The 19042-nt window shown below is 55.3% G+C and carries 20 protein-coding genes, 1 tRNA gene and 1 pseudogene; 14 read left to right on the top strand and 8 right to left on the bottom strand.

From position 1 onward, the window contains the following. Window positions 1-71 precede the first annotated feature (71 nt). From SCT_RS16260 to SCT_RS16235, 6 genes and pseudogenes are all read right to left on the bottom strand, one after another. Window positions 72-4379 (bottom strand): PilC/PilY family type IV pilus protein, encoded by a 4308-nt coding sequence (locus tag SCT_RS16260; RefSeq protein ID WP_059425073.1) that lies wholly within the window; start codon window positions 4377-4379, stop codon window positions 72-74. Window positions 4380-4440: 61 nt separating this feature from the next. Next, window positions 4441-5094 carry a hypothetical protein gene (locus SCT_RS16255; protein ID WP_144408309.1) on the bottom strand — a complete coding sequence of 218 codons (654 nt, stop codon included), beginning with the start codon at window positions 5092-5094 and terminating at the stop codon, window positions 4441-4443. A gap of 77 nt (window positions 5095-5171) precedes the next feature. Next, window positions 5172-6197 (bottom strand): annotated as a pseudogene (locus SCT_RS16250) (PilW family protein); the annotation flags it as partial. Between the two features lie 10 nt (window positions 6198-6207). Further along, entirely contained in the window at window positions 6208-6573 is a 366-nt protein-coding gene (locus tag SCT_RS16245) for a hypothetical protein (protein ID WP_059425070.1), read from the bottom strand. A gap of 10 nt (window positions 6574-6583) precedes the next feature. Beyond that, window positions 6584-7186, bottom strand: coding sequence for a GspH/FimT family pseudopilin (locus SCT_RS16240; RefSeq protein ID WP_059425069.1), 603 nt, complete (start codon window positions 7184-7186; stop codon window positions 6584-6586). Continuing rightward, window positions 7180-7611, bottom strand: a complete 432-nt coding sequence (locus SCT_RS16235) for a type IV pilin protein (RefSeq protein WP_059425068.1) — start codon at window positions 7609-7611, stop codon at window positions 7180-7182. Before SCT_RS16235 ends, SCT_RS16240 begins: the two co-directional genes overlap by 7 nt. Window positions 7612-7726: 115 nt before the next feature. Between SCT_RS16235 and thiO the strand changes: the two genes are divergently transcribed. The 7 genes from thiO to SCT_RS17220 all read left to right on the top strand — a co-directional run bounded on the left by thiO (window position 7727) and on the right by SCT_RS17220 (window position 12392). Beyond that, entirely contained in the window at window positions 7727-8770 is a 1044-nt protein-coding gene (gene thiO / locus SCT_RS16230) for a glycine oxidase ThiO (protein ID WP_082098399.1), read from the top strand. A 43-nt stretch (window positions 8771-8813) separates the two neighbouring features. After that, complete coding sequence (locus SCT_RS16225) at window positions 8814-9242, top strand: Fur family transcriptional regulator (RefSeq protein ID WP_082098398.1); 429 nt, start codon at window positions 8814-8816, stop codon at window positions 9240-9242. 106 nt (window positions 9243-9348) lie between these two features. Continuing rightward, window positions 9349-9424, top strand: a tRNA-Thr gene (locus SCT_RS16220). 175 nt (window positions 9425-9599) lie between these two features. Then, window positions 9600-10892 carry an integrase arm-type DNA-binding domain-containing protein gene (locus SCT_RS16215; RefSeq protein WP_059425067.1) on the top strand — a complete coding sequence of 431 codons (1293 nt, stop codon included), beginning with the start codon at window positions 9600-9602 and terminating at the stop codon, window positions 10890-10892. Between the two features lie 33 nt (window positions 10893-10925). Beyond that, window positions 10926-11465: a hypothetical protein gene (locus tag SCT_RS16210; RefSeq protein WP_059425066.1), complete on the top strand. Its 540-nt coding sequence runs from the start codon at window positions 10926-10928 to the stop codon at window positions 11463-11465. Window positions 11466-11742: 277 nt separating this feature from the next. Continuing rightward, window positions 11743-12075: a hypothetical protein gene (locus tag SCT_RS16205; protein WP_059425065.1), complete on the top strand. Its 333-nt coding sequence runs from the start codon at window positions 11743-11745 to the stop codon at window positions 12073-12075. 62 nt (window positions 12076-12137) lie between these two features. After that, complete coding sequence (locus tag SCT_RS17220; RefSeq protein WP_144408307.1) at window positions 12138-12392, top strand: hypothetical protein; 255 nt, start codon at window positions 12138-12140, stop codon at window positions 12390-12392. A 302-nt stretch (window positions 12393-12694) separates the two neighbouring features. On the opposite strand, the gene SCT_RS16200 is transcribed toward SCT_RS17220, so the two are convergent. Together SCT_RS16200 and SCT_RS16195 are read right to left on the bottom strand one after the other, a co-directional pair. After that, window positions 12695-13312, bottom strand: a complete 618-nt coding sequence (locus SCT_RS16200; protein ID WP_059425064.1) for a lytic transglycosylase domain-containing protein — start codon at window positions 13310-13312, stop codon at window positions 12695-12697. After that, a complete protein-coding gene (locus tag SCT_RS16195) occupies window positions 13300-15015 on the bottom strand; it encodes a proline--tRNA ligase (protein WP_059425063.1) in 1716 nt (571 codons plus the stop codon). Before SCT_RS16195 ends, SCT_RS16200 begins: the two co-directional genes overlap by 13 nt. A gap of 132 nt (window positions 15016-15147) precedes the next feature. Between SCT_RS16195 and SCT_RS16190 the strand changes: the two genes are divergently transcribed. The 7 genes from SCT_RS16190 (at window position 15148) to SCT_RS16160 (ending at window position 18945) form a co-directional block, all read left to right on the top strand. Beyond that, window positions 15148-15471, top strand: coding sequence for a YqjD family protein (locus tag SCT_RS16190; RefSeq protein ID WP_059425062.1), 324 nt, complete (start codon window positions 15148-15150; stop codon window positions 15469-15471). Between the two features lie 13 nt (window positions 15472-15484). Further along, the gene (locus tag SCT_RS16185; protein WP_059425061.1) at window positions 15485-15877 is read left to right on the top strand and encodes a phage holin family protein; all 393 of its coding nucleotides are present in this window, start codon (window positions 15485-15487) and stop codon (window positions 15875-15877) included. Continuing rightward, a complete protein-coding gene (locus SCT_RS16180) occupies window positions 15877-16176 on the top strand; it encodes a YqjK-like family protein (protein WP_059425060.1) in 300 nt (99 codons plus the stop codon). The genes SCT_RS16185 and SCT_RS16180 overlap by 1 nt, the downstream gene beginning before the upstream one ends. Window positions 16177-16361: 185 nt before the next feature. Further along, entirely contained in the window at window positions 16362-17150 is a 789-nt protein-coding gene (locus SCT_RS16175; protein WP_059425059.1) for a polyamine aminopropyltransferase, read from the top strand. Window positions 17151-17352: 202 nt separating this feature from the next. Beyond that, window positions 17353-17832: an RNA pyrophosphohydrolase gene (locus SCT_RS16170; RefSeq protein ID WP_059425058.1), complete on the top strand. Its 480-nt coding sequence runs from the start codon at window positions 17353-17355 to the stop codon at window positions 17830-17832. A 12-nt stretch (window positions 17833-17844) separates the two neighbouring features. Beyond that, window positions 17845-18438, top strand: a complete 594-nt coding sequence (locus SCT_RS16165) for a CBS domain-containing protein (RefSeq protein WP_059425057.1) — start codon at window positions 17845-17847, stop codon at window positions 18436-18438. Window positions 18439-18441: 3 nt separating this feature from the next. Further along, on the top strand, window positions 18442-18945 hold the full coding sequence (locus SCT_RS16160) for a CNP1-like family protein (RefSeq protein ID WP_059425056.1): 504 nt from the start codon (window positions 18442-18444) through the stop codon (window positions 18943-18945). Window positions 18946-19042: the final 97 nt, after the last annotated feature.

The following is a 19042-nucleotide window of genomic DNA, read 5'->3' as shown; positions in this document are numbered from 1 at the left end:
GGGGTTTTTCGAATCAATCGGCAAAAAAAGAGCGGCGCAAGCGCCGCTCTTGATTTTTCAGGCTGTCATTTCTAGTTGACTAGTTCGCGCCAGGTTATGCGTTTGGCTTCGACCGAACCGCCGCCGACCGGCATCGTATGTGTTTCCGGGACCGGGTTCTTGTGGCCAGTGCGGTAGATGATCACCGTGCCGTCGGGCAACTTGACTACGTTAAGACCCACTGTGACAAAGTTGAGTTTGTTGGCAACGACACTTCCAGTGGAAGTGGAAACAAAGCTGCCAGTCTTGTAGTTGAGGTTGTATAACCAGCTGTAGCCGCCAGGGGTGCAAGCCCCTGAGGTCGGCGTATTGCTGGCGACGGTCAGGGTGCCAAGTTCCAGGATCGGGTCTATGTTGATGCGCTCGCCCGAATCCGGCAGATTGATGTACCAGCCCAGCTGAGTGTTCCAGTCCACGGCATTGCTGCTCGCGGTCCGAGTCAGGCCGGAAGTGGTCAAGGTTTGCTGAACCAGGACAGACTGGGGATTGGTAATCGTGGTCGTACCCAGGTCGTCTTTGATGGCATAGATGCTTTGTGTGCTGGTATCGACCAGGTCGGATTGCCCCAGATAGCGCCCGGTTCCCAGGAAGATTACGGCTTTATTGCTGATCTCGCCGAGTTCCGGACGGACGGTGATGGGTTGGCTGGAGCCGAACGCGGCCACTTTCTGCACGGCACCGGTATTGATATTGAAGCGCCACAGGTTGCCATAGAGGTCGCCGCCGTAGACGCGCACGGCGGTGTTGTCGAGATCCAGACTATCCACCCAGTTGTTGATCTGGGCCAGGCCGCTTGGGCTGGTAGTCGATCCCTCGGTGGTGGCGATGGTACGAATTAACGCACCGGTGTTGGCATTCAGGACATAGAGATAGCCCTTGCCGTCGCCCGGAGAAACGTTGTTGTAGCCGGATGTCACCAATACTACCCACGTGCCGTCCCCTAGCTTGGTAAGCACCGGCTTGCCGAAACTGTAACCCAGATTGCTGTCATTGCTGGAGCTAAAGTTCCACAGGGCTTTGGGGTTGTTTGGGTCAGTGATATCCAGCGCGTAATAACCACGTCCGCCACCATTGAGGCCTGCAACGAGGATGGTTTTCCATTCGGTGCTGAGGCAGGTGGTGGAAGGAGCATTCGGGCAGATATCTCCGATGGTGGGTGCGCCATCGACATAGTACTGGTGGTTGTTGCCGTAATTCGAGTTGGCCAGTTTGTAGAGGTTGGGCAACACCATTTGCGGGATGTAACCCCACAGTTCCTGGCCTGTGCCGGCGTTGAGGGCGTGCAGCATGCCGTCATTGTTGGCAACGTAGAGTGTACCCTGACGGGTGGCTTGGGCCGACTTGAAACTGGCATAACCCACGTCCGTATAGCTGAAGAGCGGCTTTTGAACGTAGGTCGGCTGGGCGTGAATGATGTCTCCCATTACATTGCTACGGTCGCGGTAGAGGCGGGAATAAGCCCCGTAGGTGATGTCCCGGTCCTGATCTTCATTATGGTCCTGGCCTCGCAGGTAGTTGACCAAAGTATCGCCGGTGGCGGCCGCAATCTGGCTTGCAGTCCAGCTGGCGTATTGGGTCAGTTGGTTGGTGTTGAAGTAAGCTTTTTCGGCAGCTGTCAGATTGGCCCAGGTAAAGGACTTGAGATTGGGGGTGCCGCTGCTGTCATAGGTGTAGATTGTGCGGGTGTCGCTATTGCCGTTGGAGGCAATCCTGCTGTTCAGTAGAGAGCCGGCCAGCCAGGTGGGTGTGGAAGCCACATTGCCCGTGGAAAGGTCGATGGTATAGGCGCCGATATCGCCGTCCCACGACAGGGTACGGTAGCTTGCAACGTAGACATAGTTGTCGCCGGCCACTGGCTCCAGGTTACTGGTGGCAGCGGCAGCGCCAGAACCCACGCTGATGCTGATCGCCGACAGGGCCTTGTTCAAGCCATCGGAGAGGGAGTCCGGATTCTTGGCGCTGAAATAAGTGCCGTGCCCATCGACTGCGGCATGCCACAGGTCGTCTACGGCCATGTCCGTGTCGGCGGCAGGCAGCGGCCAATCCTTGGAACCCTGCTTGATGTCGAAGTAATCGCCCGAGGTGCTGGTCTTGTAGCCGTCGGTGAAAGTCAGGGTGCCGTCCACGCCCAGGCCCAGAGTGAAAGTGGTCATGTGTTGGTGGGTAGCCATGTCGTCCACGATCGGGTTGGTGCCGATCGCCGGGACGTTGTTGTCGGTGCCGACATCGGTGCCTAGAGCGCCGATCGATCCGGCAGGGCGCAGGTCGGTGTTGTAGTAGTAATACGCGACATCCGCCAGCGAGTCGCTGGAGCCGCCGTTGGTGGTGGTTGTGGTGGTGGTTGCGCCGACGGTCGGCCCGGTGGTGGCAGTGCTCGTTGCGCCATTGGTGGTTTGCGGGTAGCCGGCGCTATGGCTTGAACTTCCGGTGGCGGTGGTCGGCCCGGTTACGGTGGGCGCACTCCAGGCAGTCGAACTGGTGAGTGCTACAGTGTCTGTTGCCCCAGGATTGGCTATGCAAGCTGAAGTGCTGTCAGAAGTAGTCGCTCCCCATGAGGAACCCGTGGTTGGGGGAGTTGGGCTGAAGGTGCTGGTCGGCCCGGTGACGGTGGTATTTGTCCCACCCACATTAGCCCATGCAGCGGTGGTAGGCCCCGAAGTGGTGGTGGTGGCCGTGGTCGGGCCGACAACCGAGGTCGCGGTGGTGTCGCTGGTGACCACGCCGTTGGTCGTGACGACAGTATGTGTAGCCGTCGAGGTGGTGGTTACCTGGTCGGAGTACACCGTGGTGGTCAACTGCTCCTGAGGCTGACTGACGACTGTGGTAGTGGTTGCAGTTTCGGTGGAGGTGAGCCCGGTATAGACTCTTGTCCTTACCTTGACATTACTACCGGTACATCCGGTCGATGAGGTGGTAATGCGCGTTCGGGTATAGGTATCGGTTCTGCTTTGAGCGCTGTTGGTCGTGCTGGTGTTGTTTCTGGTGTTGCGGTCGACGACCGTCCTCGGCGTGGTTGCCACGGAGGTGGTGACGGTCGGCGTGGTTGCGACTGTGGTGCTGATGGCCCCATCATACTGCGGTCGCGGGGCGCTACCGTCCTGGTTGCCGACCCCCACGTTCTTTGCCATGGTGCAGCCTGCGCCACCTCTGCTGGTGCAACCGCTGTCATTGCCGGTATTCCAGTAGCCGTCAGTCGACAGGATGGTAAAGTTCTGCTGGCAGGAGTACTGGATCGGGTCGTTAACAGTCGAGCCGTTCAGGGTGGTCAGCTTATGGGCATAAATCAGGCCGGCTGTGGACAGCGCGGAACGCAGCGGCGTGCTGTTGCTCGGATTGGCGGCGAACAGCTTGGTGTACCAGCTACTTTTTTGCGTGGCATCAAAATTGGTGATATTGAGAAAGTCACTGCCGGTGTTGTTGTTGATGCTCATGTAACCGACGCGGTAATTGTTGGTCAGGGTGTTGAAGGCATGCGAGGTGGAGGTCTTCATCATCTGCATGCGGGTGTGGTAATAGGCGTACCAGTTGGCGAAGTTGGTCATCTCCTCGTTATAGGTACAGGTCGTGCCGGTGCAGTCGGTCCGGGTGCTGGCCTTGGGGTAGCTGTTGTTGCTGGAGACAATGTCGGTGCGGGTGAAGGTGCCATATTTGACGTATTTGTAGGTGCTGGTTTTCTTGGACTGGCAGCTGGTGGAGCCGAAGCCGGTGGTGGCGTCCTTGTTCAGGCACCATTGAACGGTGGTGACATAGTAGAGCGGTGCGCTGTTGACGGTGCAAGAGTTTTTATAGGTGGCATCGGGGTAGGTGTAATTGCCGCTGGCATCGGTTGCGGTCTTGCAGGTGCCGCCACAGCCTGTGTTGGTGCACCATTTGCGTTCCGGATAGCTGGTGAGCAGGTTTTTGGTGCCAGTGGACTGGACATTGTAGCCATCGATTTTCACGGCGGCCCACAGGGCGGCGGTGTTGTAGCTGGTCTTGCTGGTGCCGTCGGCATTGAGCGGCGGCGAGTATTGGATGGTCGGGTTGTAGTACACGCCATTGAAGGCATTGGCGTAGTAAGGCGGGTCGCCGGCAGCGCATTGCCGAGGCGTGCTGGTGGAGTCGCGGCAATAGGCGGGGTTGCTGTCGTTGATATAGTCTGGCATGTAATCCCAGTCCATACTGCCGGAGTCGTCGAGGACGAGCATGATGTTCGGGGCAATAGTGGAGGTGCTCGATTCGGCGAGAGGAACGTTGCTCAGGTCGGTGAGTGCCGCCGACAGGTTGCCAGCCAGCATGAACAACACCATGCCGAGCATGCGCATGCGCCAGTGGGTGTGATGGGTAGGTTTGGTGTTCATGATTTCATTCCTCTCATTGAACTGCTGCTCAAGCTTTGAGTTTGTTGCCTAAAGTTTTTTCTTAGAGCCGGATAATGGTCTGGACAAAAGCGACCGTGTTCCTCGGCCCTTTGACTCGTGAGGTGATCCGGTAATGACCCTGCTGCACCCCGCTCAAGCCCTTGATGCCGCCGCCGCCCTTGGTGCTGCCGGAGCTGGTGGTTTGCATGTAGGTGGAGCATTTGCTGCCCAGCGGTTCGTCGCTGACTTGGCACAGCCGATGGATGATGTAGGAAACGGTATAGCTGCCATCGCGTATCGTTGCAGGCAGGGACGCGGTGGGCAGGGTGTACCCCTTGATGGTCAGCAATGGGTTGGTGCCTTCCCAGTCTACGTCATCGAGCGGGTTGAGTGGCGTCATGCTGCCGGTGAGATCCGTGGTATCCATGCTGTTGGCGTAATAGCCGAAACCGATCTGATCGCTATTGAGTACCGCCGTGCCAGCGTTTCCGATCAGCCAGGCGCGCCCGGTCTCAATGCCGGCATCGGCGATGGCGGTGGTGCCCTGCTTGAAAGCGAGGTTGCCGGCGATCATCGTGGCGGTGTCAACCGATCGAATCAGGGCGATGGCGGCCAGCGTCATGGAAACGAGCGTGATCAGGGCGATGAATAAAACGACGCCCCGCTGTTTTGCAGCGCCATGGAAGTGGCTTGGATAAGTTGTGGTCGTGTTCATATGTTGGCCCATATGACGTTTTTGAGGGGGACAATGGTCTCAAAGACTTTGTAGCGATAGCGTTGCCAGTTCGCATCCCCGGACAGATCGATGGCTGGGGCGGGGAAGGCGACAGTGTCGTTCCAGGCGCAGGGGCCATTGTTGACGGTGCCTCCGGTCGTGGTGCAGGTGCCCGTGACGTTGTTTTTTTCGATCAGGCCGCTGCGGGCAACAACGGCGATGCGGATGGCCTTGATGCGCTTGACATCGGCTGCAGTGGGGGCGGCCCATAAGCCGGTGGCATTGACCCATGAGGTGACTTGCTGGCTGCCGGCTAGCGCTATGCCGTATTGCGCCTGCAGGCTGACGATGCCTTCCTGCAGTTGTATGGGCGTGGCCGAGGTTGATTCCTGAACCTGAAGGCTTGGCGATGCATCTATGCTATAAGTGCGTGAGGTAAAATCGCCCAGGCAGGAGACTTTCGCGGCCGTGGTGTAGAGAGGCCAGCTATTGGTGCTCATGTAGCCTGCGGTTGGATTGTACGTGGGGGCAGGGCTGTTGACATGGTAAAGCTTCAGCCCGGGCTGGTCGGTCGTGGTAAGTTGCATCAGGGTGCAGTTATTGCCTTCGCTGACGAGCACCAGATTGTTCTGGGTGGCCTTGATGTTGCAGCCATAGGTGGAGTTGACACTGAGTTCGGTTGCGGCGGTTACCATGTTCGTCCGAATGGGGGTTGAGAGGGCACCTCCCGGCGAAGTGGAATACTGTATCGAAATGGAGTCTGATCCCATGCCGCCGTCGGTGATCCTGAGCGGGGTGGTGGAGAAGCCGTTTAAAGGCCCCGGCGCTGACGTGCCATTGTCGTAGTAGCTGAAAAAGCTGGAGCAGTCCAGTGCCGACGCGCTGGTGCCATAGCCGGCCATGCGCACATCCCGTTCTATCGTATAAAGGGCGAGTGCACCATTGGTTTGCGCGTCGGAACCGGTCGTTGTCGTGCGTTTCTGGCCTTCAAAAACAGTGAATACCTGCAGGACGACCAGGGTGCCGATCAGGCCAATAATCATGCCGACCATGATTTCGACCAAGCTGAAACCGTGCTGGGAATGTGGGCGAAGTGTATTCATGGATATTTGCTCAGTTGGTGACATGGGCGACAGTGGTATAGCGGTGCGGTGCAGCTGTGTTTGGCGGTTGCCAGCTGATGGTGACCGTTACCTCGGTGCCGTTTACCGCAACGGTGCGGGTGCCGTTTGGCAAGTTCGTGAAGGACTGGTTGGTGACCACATAGTTGGTAAGATTGCCTTGATCCACCCACATTTGACCGATTATCTGGTTGGCAAAGAAACTGGCGTCGGTGCGGTCCTTGGCATCGGCTGTAACCTTGATGGAAGCAGCTTGGAGACCGACGATGGCCAGAATGCCCATGGAAAAAATCAGGATGCCAATCAGCGCCTCGAGCAGCGCGGAACCCTGTTGATTGCGCGGGTTGTGTGCTTGCATGGTGGTTTCCTTATTGGCATCCCTGGGGGTTGTTGGCTAGGGCCAAGGCAGGGTCGCACATACGAATAATGCCTCCTGAGCCGATAGTGATAACGTATCTTCTGGCGCCGGCTACCACCGCATTGGTGATGTCTATCCGGGCGATATCGGCGCCAATATTGGCAGTGGGAACCCGGCCCATGCCATCGAAGGTGACGCCATTGGGCAGCCCGGCTCCCGCAGTGAGGGCTGTAGCGTAAAAGCCGGCGGTCAGTGGCGTGGGGGGTACGGAAGCGTCTGTACCTACCCGGGCATTGACAGTACCTTCAGCTGCTGTTTTTGATTGGATGGTGGCGGGGCATTCGGCCGTGACAATCACGCAGCCTACGGTCCAGGCGGCCAGGCCGGTTGCGTTGGTCGGGGAAAATCGCACGCTGGTGTTATATCGGACGGCTTCGGAGCGCGCCAGCTGCAGGCCGTCCAGGATGGATTCGGCAGCGCCGCGGTTTTGCGTATTCTGCATCCACAAACTGAATGAGGGCATGGCGATGTAAAGCAGAATGGACATCAGCGCCACGCCGATCATGAGTTCGATCAGGGTGGCGCCCTTCTGCCTGGATTGCAGGGTTAGCACGTTCCTCCCTTGCTTCTCACCCAGCAACCAGTCTGAGTCGTCCAGCCAGAGGGGAGCGCGGTAGTGCCCTTGGTGTTGTTCTGATCGATGGTATAAGTGAAACCGCCAGTGCCCTGGGCGGCGATGCCGGTGGCCTGTACTGTGAAAGTGGTTGCGGTGAGCGTCGGGCAAGTGTAGGTGAAATACTGGGTGCCAGATGGCAGCGGTGCTACCGTGCCAGCAGCGCATGCGCCGACGTAAGTGCGGTTGTCTTGGTAGTGCTGCTCCAGCTTCACCCGCATTGAGGCGAGTTCGGAAAAGGCTTCAGTCAGCTTGCCGCGTGTCACATAATCAGTGTAAGCAGGCAAGGCTATCGCTGCTAAGATGCCGATGATCGCAACGACGATCATCAATTCAACAAGTGTGAAGCCTTTTTGTGTTTTCATGGATATCCCCTCTCGTACGTTCCAAAGCTTAGCTTAATGTTGAAATACATCGTTAGCATAAACCGACTAACGGTCAGTTTGCTAGAATAAGCGGCACTATAAGGAATTGATTGTTTTGGAATCTGATTTTTTGATCATCGGTGGTGGGGTGGCCGGCCTGAGCAGTGCTCTCGAATTCGCCCGGACGGGTGCCAGCGTGTCCGTTGTGGAGCGTGGGCAGTGTGGGGCCGAATCTTCTTGGGCGGGTGGCGGGATCCTGTTTCCTCTGCTGCCCTGGGATTATTCTCCCGCTGTGACGGATCTGACGCAGTTGAGTTGCCAGTTATTTCCGGAATGGACGGAGCGCATTGCCGACATGAGTGGTGTCGACCCGGAATACCGGGTCAGCGGTATGCGGGTTATGCCACCGTTTGATGGCGAGAGGGCCATGCAATGGTGCGCTGGTCATGGGGTGAGGCTGGAGCAGGACGGAGAGACTTTGTGGCTGCCGGACGTCGCGCAGGTGCGCAATCCGCGCCTGATCAAGGCATTGCGCCTCGCGCTGGAGCGGATAGGGGTACGGATTGTGGAACGGGTCGAAGTGACCGGGATCGTTTCCACGGAAGATCGAGTGGCGCGACTGGATACCACTGCGGGGCCTTTTGCGGCGGAGCGCTATGTCGTTGCCGCCGGAGCCTGGAGCAAAAAATTACTGGGAAAGCTGGGCGTGCAGCTCGATATCAAGCCTGTGCGCGGCCAGATGCTGCTGTATAAGGCGCAGCCTGGAATGCTGCGGCACATTATTGTACAGAATGGTGCTTATCTGATTCCTCGCGATGACGGGCATATCCTGGTCGGCAGCACCCTGGAGGATGTCGGCTTCGACAAGGCTACGACCGAGGAGGCCAAGGTTGCGCTTCATGCACGAGCGCTGGGCATGCTGCCTCAACTGGCCCAGGCAGAGTTTGTAAAGCACTGGGCCGGACTGCGCCCTGCTGCGCCCGACAATATCCCGACCATTGCTCGGCATCCGCAGCTTGATAATCTTTTCCTCAATAGTGGACATTTCCGCTACGGTGTCACCATGGCGCCTGCAAGCGCTCAAATTCTGGTAAATCATCTACTAAACCAGGAACAACCCATTGATGTTTCAAGCTATGATTGGCCTCGGTTGAATTAAAAAAGTATTAGACAAAGTCCAACACTTGGTTTAGCATGAATCCATGGATATGAAAATTTATACACGCGACAACATGGCGGACCTGCTACGGCAGCACGCAATCAATCCGACTCATCAACGACTCGAGATTGCCTATGCTTTGTTCTCGAGGCAGGAGCACCTTTCTGCCGATCAGATTCTTGCGATCGTAAATACCAAGCACAGTGAAACCTCCAAGGCAACTGTCTACAACACGCTCAATTTGTTCGTGGAAAAGAAGCTGATCCGTGAAGTGATCGTTGATCCCAGCAAAGTATTCTACGATCCCAATACCCACGAGCATCATCATTTCTACGATGTAGTCAGCGGTCATTTGACCGATATCGACGCGGCGGACTTCAAAATCAGCGGCTTGCCCATGTTGCCGCCTGGTGTGATTACCGAAGGCATCGACATTATCGTTCGTATTCGCCCACAAGCGGTTGCTGCCTGATCAAAATCCCTTTCGATTCTATCGAATATCGCCCGTTCGGCCCGTTATGGCGCGCTGTAACGGTTGATGGCTGATGGGGAAGGGGGATATAATGCCGAGCTTGTGTGCCGATGTAGCTCAGTTGGTAGAGCAGCGCATTCGTAATGCGAAGGTCACCAGTTCGATTCCGGTCATCGGCACCAGTAACATGTTTCAGGCAGTCCAAAGAAGGCCGTAAACTCCAATAAATACAGGGTTTACGGCCTTTTTCACGTCCAGAGCAGTCCAAGTAAGGCCAATTGAATCCGAGGTAAAATGGGGGCATAATAAGGGGCATATCACATGGAAATGTGATTCTTGATAGGAGATGCCCCCACCATGCCGCTGACCGAACTGGAAATCCGCAACGCCAAGCCACTTGAAAAGCCCGTTAAAGTTAAGGGTGAGAAGACGACCTTCGTTACTGTAGGCGGCTCCTACAAACTCTCTGACGGCGGGGGCATGTATCTTGAGGTCATGCCTAACGGCTCTAAATACTGGCGGCTCAAATTCCGCTTTGCCGGAAAAGAGAAGCGCCTCGCCTTGGGTGTTTATTCTGCACCAGGGAGGGCAAGTTCTGAGACCGTGGCCTTGACCGAGGCGCGCCAAATGATGGCCAATGCCAAAAATCAGATTCGGGAGGGCATAGACCCATCTCATCAGCGCAAGGTGGAGAAGATCACCAAGGCACAGAGCGCCGCAAACACCTTCGAGGGTGTGGCTAATGAATGGCTGGAAAAGTTCGGCGCAAAAAAAGCTGCGTCAACCATCGAGAAAACCCGCTTCATACTTCGGCGCGACGTGTTTCCGTGGCTGGGGGCATTGCCCATTGCTGAAATCAAGCCTGTTGACCTGCTGGCAGTCCTGCAACGGATCGAAGGGCGTGGCGCTCTGGAAACTGCCCACCGTGCCAAACAGTATGCAGGCCAGATATTCCGTTTTGCAGTAGGCACCAAGCGAGCAGAGCGTGACATATCGCAAGACCTCAAGGGGGCATTGCCATCACCCAACGTCACTCATCGCGCGGCCATTACCGACCCGGTAAAGTTCGGCGGGTTGCTACGCGCCATTGATGCCTTCAATGGAACCTTTACTGTCAAGTGTGCCATAGAGTTGGCACCACTGATCTTCGTGCGACCCGGCGAGTTACGGCAGACGGAATGGGCCTGGGTGGATCTGGACGCTGCGACGATCTGCTATCCGGCTTCCGTGATGAAAATGCGTGAAGATCACATAGTCCCGCTGTCCCGGCAGGCGCTTGAAATCCTGCGAGAGATTCAGCCGCTTACCGGACGTGGAAAATATGTTTTCCCCAGCATCCGAACCGGCGAGCAGTCCATGAGCGAAGCGGCCATTAACGCGGCACTGCGCCGCATGGGTTTCGATAAAACGGAAATGACCGGCCACGGTTTCAGGGCAGCCATAAGAACAATTGGGGATGAGGTGCTGGGCTTCCGTGTGGACATCATAGAACACCAGTTAGCCCATGCCGTAAAAGATCCGAACGGGCGAGCCTATAACCGCACGGCGCACTTTCCTGAACGGCGGAAGATGATGCAGCAATGGGCGGATTATCTGGACAAGCTTAAGGTTGGTGCGGAGGTAATACCGCTACACGGTCAAGTGGGATGACATGTTCGCAATGCCTATCCAGATGAGGTGTGTATGAGAAAAATAACCGGCACACGCCAACCGAAACAACGTCAAGGTTTCAACAAAGAGGCATTTAGGCAAGCCACCACCGACGCACTAACCCATTTGAGAACAGTTGTTTCCGAACATGCCATTGCTCGGATCAAGGAACTGCCACTCTCCGAACGAGCTGCGGGGCTAATTCTTCCTCCTGCGCTCGCTGAGAGGATAGCCCTAGATATAGGAAAATTCGCGGCAGCCGAGGCGTTCAAGCATCTATTTCTCCATAACGACATAATGAAGCTCACTGCCGACGCTAGGATCGGACACCTTAACCGAACAAGAAAATTGGGGAAAAAGAAACCACTTCGCCCTTCCACACGAGCCGAAAAAGCTATTCTCAGATGCGTTAAAGGGGATGGAATGACTTGGGAGACAATCCTACAGCATCTCGTGGATACCCAGTTGGCCGAGACTAACAGGTTTGGCAATATCATCATCGACGGGAGAACGATCAAGCAAAAAAGTTTTCCGACTTTCATTACCCGTGTCAAGAAGAAGAAATTCATATAACAATAATAATATCAAGTTGTTACAAGAATAAATTTACACATTTCGCGTTTCTCGTAAAAACGCACCAGAAAATCGCCGAATGATCTGCATGCATCCCAACACATGCGTTCACGGCCCCTGCGGATCATGGCTGTGTCGACCATGTGCGTCCAGGCAACGGTGCTGGTGCAAGGCTGAACAACGCTTGGTTTGGAGTGGGGGCCAATCTCAAAGACAAGGCATGGGATCAGGCGATGTGGCTTATTTAAAATAAATGTTCATATTTAGGAGGGCATAGATGATGGATGCAGCATTTAAGGGACTCTTGGGCGCAATTGGGATGATTTTGGCCATTTTTATCTTCAAAGCGATTGCCGGCCTGTTTTCTAAAACAGTAAATACACTGAAGAAAGTGACCACCCCAAAACCAGGACGGCACCTCATTGATGATGAAAGGCTATATGAGATTGCCGCAACAGAGGTGGATGAGAAACGCCAAAAATATGGGCTTTGGGAAAAGTCACTTGTGATCGCCAATGGGGATTTCGGTATTGGCAGACGGGAGTATATCAAGCTTAGAGTGCTTCAACTTAAGGATGAGAATCCGCCGGAGAATGTGAAGCCATCATAGATTTATTAGTTGCGGTATCCGCAAGCTGCATTATGGGAAAAGCCAAATAAGAGGATCAATAAATGTTAGCAAGGTTGATTTTGTTTTCGCTGGTTGCGGTTTTTGCTCTCGAAGCGCAAGCCACAATAGTTACGGTATTGGGCCGTCAAATTAATGTTGTAATCCCAACTGGATATTGCGAAGTTGGCAAGCACCCCGCAGATGTAGAGTTGGTGCGCTCAACTAGAGATGGCATTGGGAATTCCAATCAAATACTTGCCATGTTTGCTGATTGTCGAGAGTTGGATGAGTTTCGTAAAGGTAACTTTCCAGCATGAAGCCTTTGTCGGGGATTACTGGTTAGAATTGCGGAACGACTGGGGCGAATAAATCGGTTGCTTGATGGCCTAGTGACGAAACTTGCCGGCAAGGGGTAAATCTGTTTCGCGAAATGGGGTAGCAAAACGAAACAGGGGGCATATTTGGGGGCATAAAACGGAAGTAATGTTTTTATGTCCAAGCCCATGGCCGTTCTTATGGCACTATTTCATGCCGGTCATCCACCAGTAACACACCCAAAGCAGCCCTAAAGAAGTCTTAAAGCCCGCATTTAGCGGGCTTTTTCATTTACAAGATCAGATTACGACAAAGGAGCTGATGCAGCTTTGCCGATTTTACTCGGATAGGCCCAGCCGTTGCGCCAGGCACCGATCACCAGGTTGGGGTATTCTGGCCTTCCCAGGCTGCCGTTGTAGCGGCCCAGGGCTCGGTATAGGTCGCCTTTTTCGATGTCGAGGTAGTGCCGAAGAATGGTGCAGCCGTAGCGCAGGTTAGTGCGGATGTGGAACAGGTTCTGGTCGGGGGTGCCGATATTTTTGACCCAGAACGGCATCACCTGCATGTAGCCACGTGCCCCGGCACTGGATACGGCATATTTCTTGAAGCCGCTTTCCACCTGGATCAATCCCAGTACCATTTGGGGGTCGAGACCCGCGCGGGATGCTTCGTAGTGTACGGTTTTGAGAAAGTCCTGGCGCACTTTCCTGTCCGGCATGCGTTTCTCCAGGCGCTGAGACATTTCCGCCATCCAGATATTTGCGTCGGTTGTTGAGGCAAAGACGAGGCGTGGGGCAGCACCGTCGCTGACAGTTTTATGCAGTGCCGCCTGCACGCTGGCGCTCAACGGCTCCTCACTCTGTGCGCCGGCGTGGGCCGGCAGGCTGATCAGTAATGCAACAAGGATAATTAGCTTATGCATGTAGCTGATTTTATGTGACTCACGATATTTTGCAAGGGGATGGCCGTAGCTTTGTCATCACGACGCCCCTGGTATTCCACGTTGCCGTCCTTCAGTCCGCGCTCGCCGATGACGATGCGGTGCGGGATGCCGATTAGTTCAAGATCGGCGAACATTACGCCGGGGCGCTCGTCGCGGTCGTCCAGCAGCACTTCGATACCAGAGGCCATGAGTTCGGTGTAGAGCTTCTCGACGGTTTCCTTCACTAGTTCGCTCCGGTTGAGGCCGATCGGTACGATGGCGAGTTGGAAAGGTGCTATTGCGGGCGGGAAGATGATGCCGTGCTCGTCGTGGCCCTGCTCGATGGCGGCGGCGACGATGCGTGAGACGCCGATGCCGTAGCAGCCCATTTCCATCACCTGCTCCTTGCCGTTCTCGTCAAGAAAAGTGGCTTTCATCGCTTCGGAATACTTGGTGCGTAGCTGGAAGATGTGGCCGACTTCGATGCCGCGGCACAGTTCCAGTTTACCCTTGCCGTCCGGGCTGTCATCACCTTCCACTACGTTGCGGAGATCGACTAGTTCTTTCAGTTCCGGCAGGTCACGGCCGAAATTGACGCCGGTGAGATGGTGTCCGTCCTCGTTGGCGCCGCAGGTGAAGTCGCTCATCGCGGCTACCGCGCGGTCGGCGATAATGGTGACATTCAGGCCGACTGGACCGAGCGAGCCGGCGTTGCAGCCGGCGGCGGCACGTATTTGCGCGTCGGCGGCAAAGCGCATCGGTTGGGCAAGCTGGAGCAGCTTGCCGGCCTTGACCTCGTTGAGCTGGTGATCGCCGCGCAGCAGCAGCGCCACTACGTCGCCGTCACGACCTTCCAGCAGCAGTGTTTTAACGACCCGGTGTGCGGGGATTTTAAGAAATTCGCACACTTCCTCGATGCTGTGTTTGCCAGGCGTGGCGACTTTTTGTATCGCTGCGGACGGAGCGGGGCGCGGAGTTGTGGGAGAAACTGCCTCGGCTAGCTCGACGTTGGCGGCATAATCGGAACTGGGGCAGAAGGCGATGGCGTCCTCGCCGGAATCGGCTAGTACGTGAAATTCATGCGAGCCGGTGCCGCCGATTGCGCCGGTATCCGCCGCCACGGCACGGAACTTTAATCCCAGTCGGTTGAAAATGCGGCTGTAGCAGTCATGCATCACCTGGTAGGTCTGTTCCAGGCTGGTGAAGTTTGCGTGGAAGGAATAAGCGTCCTTCATCATGAACTCGCGTGCGCGCATCACGCCGAAGCGCGGACGAATTTCGTCGCGAAACTTGGTCTGGACCTGGTAGAAGTTTACCGGCAGTTGGCGGTAGCTCTTGATTTCGCGGCGAGCGATGTCGGTGATCACCTCTTCGTGGGTCGGGCCGAAGCAGAAGTCACGCTCATGGCGATCCTTGATCTTCAGCATCTGTGGGCCGAAAACGTCCCAGCGTCCGGTTTCCTGCCATAGTTCGGCGGGAACGACCGCCGGCATCAACAGTTCGACCGCGCCGCTCTTGTTCATTTCATCGCGCACGATGTTCTCGACCTTACGCAGCACCCTGAGGCCGAGCGGCATCCAGGTATACAGGCCGCTGCCGATGCGCTTGATCAGGCCGGCGCGGAGCATCAGTTTGTGGCTGACCAACTCGGCTTCGGCTGGTGCTTCCTTGAGGGTGGACAGGAAAAATTGTGAGACACGCATGGGGATTCCCGTAATCAAATTCTGAATTCGCGATTTTAACCGAAAACAAGGCGTATATCGGATTGATTTGGCCTTCGAATAGCACTAGCCTATAATTGTATTTAGTCGTTAAACAAGAAAAAGGAAATTATCATGTACAGCGAAGTCGATGAAGCAGCCGATATCAACAAGGAAAAGCTGGTTGCAGATTTTAAAGTGGTGGTGGCCGATGCCGAAGCGCTGCTCAGGGCGACCGCTAATGATGCGGGTGAAAAGGTAGCTGCCGCGCGCGAAAAAATCCAGGCCAGCCTGGTTGACGCTAAAGTGCGGTTGGCACAGGCTGAAGCAGCGATTATTGACAAAACCAAGCAGGCTGCCCGTGCCACTGATCAGTATGTGCATGACAATCCGTGGAAGGCAGTGGGTATTTCCGCCTGTGTCGGGCTGGTAATCGGTGTCCTGATCGCACGTCGCTAACATACTGATTGTTATGGCTGAAACAGATGCGGGCATAGCACATGCCACTGGATTGTTTGCCTCACTGTGCAATTTTGCCGCTACGCTTTCGGGCGTAGCGCAGACAAGACTGGAGTTGTTGGCGAATGAAGTGGAGGAGGAAAAGCTCCGCTTTGCTCAGTTGCTATTGTTCGGCAGCATCGCGCTGTTTTGCTTGGCTATGGGTAGCGTGTTTCTCGTGATATTCGTCACCATTTTGCTATGGGATAGTCACCGACTGTTGGTGCTGGGCGGTTTTGCCGTACTTTTTTTTAGCCTCGGCGGTGTGGCTGTCGTGATGTTTCGTGCTCGTGCTTCGGCCGGGAGCAGGCTATTTGCGACCAGCCTGGCAGAGCTGGGCAAAGACCGACAGCAGCTGTTGCCGTAATGGAAATCGAGCAACGGTTGGACGATCTTTCCAGGCGGCGTGCCGAACTGGTGGCGCGCAGCGCGGCGCAGCGTGCTGAATTGGGTGATATCGGTCATGCCTGGCGCCTGCCGCTGGCGATAGCCGATCAGGGCGTGACAGTATGGCGTTTCTTTCGCATGTATCCGGCCTTGCTGGTCGGGCTGGGCGTAGTATTTGCGGTGGCTCGGCCGCGCAGGGCGGTAAAATGGTTCGGCCGTGGCTGGGCGCTGTGGCGTTTTTTCCGCGGTATGGCAGCCGGGCAAGGGAAGCATAATTGATTGGCAGTGTCAGAATATTGATTTTCTCCACTGGCCAGCTTTCATCTCGTGTTAGCCCAATTTGTTTCCTTGCCGCATCCTGGCGGCAGGTGTAATTCTTCCTGCACCCTTCCTGAAGCACCCCGGATACATGAAGTGGAGTTACCGGGATAGGCTTGATTTTTCTCCGCTCCATCGAGGCAACAATGGGAATGTTTTTCGGGCGGCGTATTCATAAAGCGGTAGCCGCTGGTGATGTCGTAGATGTTAGTGAGCGCGACGGCGTGCGGTCGTTGCATCTGGGCAGTCAGACTGTGCAGAGTTCGATGCGCATTAGTGCGCCCAACGAGCTTGAGCTTGCCTATACCCGCAGCATGATGGGTTTTCTCCTGTTTAATCCTGATCCCGTACGCTTCCTGATGGTCGGGTTGGGAGGGGGGTCATTAGCCAAATTCGTTTATCACCGCATGCCGGCCACACGCATCGTGGCAGTGGAACTGAACTCGCAGGTGGCGGCAGCTGCGCGCGCCTATTTTCAGCTGCCTCCGGAAGATGAAAGATTCGAGGTGGTGATCGCCGAAGGCGGCCAGTATGTGGCTGATCATCCTGATAGCTCCGATGTGCTGATGGCGGATGGCTTCGACGGTGTTTCGCTGGCCGATTCGCTGGTTACCCAGCGTTATTACGACGACTGTGCCTCAGCACTGAGTGAACGAGGAATCCTCGCGGTAAATTTGTGGGGCAGCGACAAGAATTTCGATGTCTACTTGCAGCGTATCGAGACCAGTTTCAATGGCCTGACACTGTGTTTGCCTACGGAAAAGCATGGCAACATGGTCGTATTCGGCTTCAAGCGCAGCCCAGGCAATCCACGCTGGGACGATTTGCGCCAGCGCGCCAGAGAACTGGAGCAGGCATATGGGCTGGAATTTCTCAAGTTCGTTGAAGGTCTGCGTAGCCTCAATGTCCACACTGAAAAGCGCCTACTGATTTAGATAATATTTCGTGTGGAACCGGTGCCTTATGTCTTTGTCTCATGAAAAGTAATGCAGTAATTTTTTCGGATTTCCAGGCGTATGGTGAGTCTGTTCCATTCGTAATCGTGACTTCGGTCATGGGTATGCGTTATTTGACTTTCATTGCTGGGTGAAATGTGAAAAAATTACGTTAACTTAACGAATTTGAGGTGTTTCACAAATGATAGACCGGGACGGTTATCGCCCCAATGTCGGCATCATTCTATGCAATGCAAAAAATGAGGTTTTCTGGGGCAAACGTATCAAGGAGCATTCCTGGCAGTTTCCGCAAGGAGGCATCAAGGCCGGCGAATCACCCGAGCAGGCAATGTTTCGGGAGCTAGAGGAAGAAGTAGGACTACAGCCGCAGCACGTAAGGATTATTGGCCGCACCAGGGACTGGCTACGCTACGATGTGCCCCAGAACTGGGTGCGGCGGGAGTGGCGCGGCAGTTACAAGGGCCAGAAGCAGATCTGGTTTCTATTGCGTTTGACAGGGCGTGACAGCGATGTGTCGTTGCGCGCATCATCGCATCCCGAGTTCGATGCCTGGCGATGGCATCATTACTGGGTGCCGCTGGAATCGGTGATCGAATTCAAGCGTGACGTGTATCGCTTGGCGCTCAATGAGCTGGCAGGCTACCTCAATAAATCAGAATAAACTGGAGTCAAGATGGTTGATTTTCCCCCGCTACCGCCCAGCAACCTGGTGCAAGGGGCGACTTATTACCAACCCCTGCAAATCTCGCCTGCCCATGTTGAACTGGGCGACCCGGCGGTGCGGGTGATGACTGACCTGAAAGAGGTGATGGCAGTCACCATCGGGCCGGAAAAAACGGTGGATGCCGCCAGGGAACGTATGGTTCGGCACAGCGTCAGGTTGCTGCTGGTGATTGATGATCAGGAAACCGTCCTCGGGCTGGTTACCGCAACCGACATTCTGGGCGAGAAACCGCTGCAATTTATCCAGAAGTCCGGCGGCAGGCGGGAGGATGTCCTGGTGCGCAACATCATGACGCCGCAGGAAAAACTGGAAGTGCTGTGCATGAAGGATGTCGCTGCGGCAAAAGTGGGCCACATCGTCGCAACCCTGAAAAAATGTGGTCGCCAACATGCCTTGGTGGTGGATACCGAAGGGCTGGGTCATGCCCAACAGGTGCGTGGTATTTTTTCGACTTCTCAGGTTTCAAGACTCTTAGGCACGGAAATCCAGACACTGGAAATAGCCCAGACCTTCGCCGAAATTCAGGTGCAGCTCGCCAAGTAGGGAATGAAAAAACTCTTTGCACTGTTGCTACTGGCTATTCCGCTGACGGCCCATGCGGAATGGGGAAAATTTGAGTACGAATTCGATGAGGAAAAGCCGTGGGCCGAGATTGAGGCTCAACTCCCGCCTTATCCGAAGGAAGAGAATCTGCTGCCGTTATTCGTTAGCGCCGCCACTGATAACAAGTTTTTTGTCGATGCCGCTTCCATCAGTGCAGGTGAGGACGGCGTGGTTCGCTACACGATGATCGTCAAATCATCGGCGGGTGCCTCCAATGTGAGCTTTGAGGGTATCCGCTGTGCCAGTCGCGAAAGGAAGCTTTACGCTTTCGGGCGCAAGGAAGGGGCTTGGTCAAGGGCTCGCTCCTCCAAATGGGAACCGATCCGCTACCAGGACCGTAACCGTCACCACCACATGCTTTACGACGATTTCTTTTGTCCCAACGGCATTATCGTGAAAAATCCGCAGGAAGCGGTCGATCTGCTGAAGCGAGGCTTCAGACAGTGAAATAACCTGTAGGGCCGAATTCATTCGGCCAGTGCGAATAAGTTCGCACCTACAGTCAGAATTCAGCCTGGAGTTGTAACGGGTTAAATCAGAACCA

This window comes from Sulfuricella sp. T08, assembly GCF_000971475.1.
Taxonomy (GTDB): domain Bacteria; phylum Pseudomonadota; class Gammaproteobacteria; order Burkholderiales; family Sulfuricellaceae; genus Sulfuricella.
Note: the sequence above shows the minus strand (reverse complement) of the source record. Positions and strands in the feature narration are given on the sequence as shown.

Bases quoted from the DNA above. Each gene is read 5' to 3' on its own strand.
- SCT_RS16215 (WP_059425067.1), top strand. From the start codon at position 9,600: ATGCCGCTGACCGAACTGGAAATCCGCAACGCCAAGCCACTTGAAAAG.
- SCT_RS16170 (WP_059425058.1), top strand. From the start codon at position 17,353: ATGATAGACCGGGACGGTTATCGCCCCAATGTCGGCATCATTCTATGC.
- SCT_RS16245 (WP_059425070.1), bottom strand. From the start codon at position 6,573: ATGCAAGCACACAACCCGCGCAATCAACAGGGTTCCGCGCTGCTCGAG.
- SCT_RS16200 (WP_059425064.1), bottom strand. From the start codon at position 13,312: ATGCATAAGCTAATTATCCTTGTTGCATTACTGATCAGCCTGCCGGCC.
- SCT_RS16195 (WP_059425063.1), bottom strand. From the start codon at position 15,015: ATGCGTGTCTCACAATTTTTCCTGTCCACCCTCAAGGAAGCACCAGCC.
- SCT_RS16175 (WP_059425059.1), top strand. From the start codon at position 16,362: ATGGGAATGTTTTTCGGGCGGCGTATTCATAAAGCGGTAGCCGCTGGT.
- SCT_RS17220 (WP_144408307.1), top strand. From the start codon at position 12,138: ATGTTAGCAAGGTTGATTTTGTTTTCGCTGGTTGCGGTTTTTGCTCTC.
- SCT_RS16160 (WP_059425056.1), top strand. From the start codon at position 18,442: ATGAAAAAACTCTTTGCACTGTTGCTACTGGCTATTCCGCTGACGGCC.
- SCT_RS16205 (WP_059425065.1), top strand. From the start codon at position 11,743: ATGATGGATGCAGCATTTAAGGGACTCTTGGGCGCAATTGGGATGATT.
- SCT_RS16165 (WP_059425057.1), top strand. From the start codon at position 17,845: ATGGTTGATTTTCCCCCGCTACCGCCCAGCAACCTGGTGCAAGGGGCG.
- SCT_RS16260 (WP_059425073.1), bottom strand. From the start codon at position 4,379: ATGAACACCAAACCTACCCATCACACCCACTGGCGCATGCGCATGCTC.
- SCT_RS16180 (WP_059425060.1), top strand. From the start codon at position 15,877: ATGGAAATCGAGCAACGGTTGGACGATCTTTCCAGGCGGCGTGCCGAA.
- SCT_RS16185 (WP_059425061.1), top strand. From the start codon at position 15,485: ATGGCTGAAACAGATGCGGGCATAGCACATGCCACTGGATTGTTTGCC.
- SCT_RS16210 (WP_059425066.1), top strand. From the start codon at position 10,926: ATGAGAAAAATAACCGGCACACGCCAACCGAAACAACGTCAAGGTTTC.
- SCT_RS16235 (WP_059425068.1), bottom strand. From the start codon at position 7,611: ATGAAAACACAAAAAGGCTTCACACTTGTTGAATTGATGATCGTCGTT.
- SCT_RS16255 (WP_144408309.1), bottom strand. From the start codon at position 5,094: ATGAACACGACCACAACTTATCCAAGCCACTTCCATGGCGCTGCAAAA.
- SCT_RS16225 (WP_082098398.1), top strand. From the start codon at position 8,814: ATGGATATGAAAATTTATACACGCGACAACATGGCGGACCTGCTACGG.
- SCT_RS16190 (WP_059425062.1), top strand. From the start codon at position 15,148: ATGTACAGCGAAGTCGATGAAGCAGCCGATATCAACAAGGAAAAGCTG.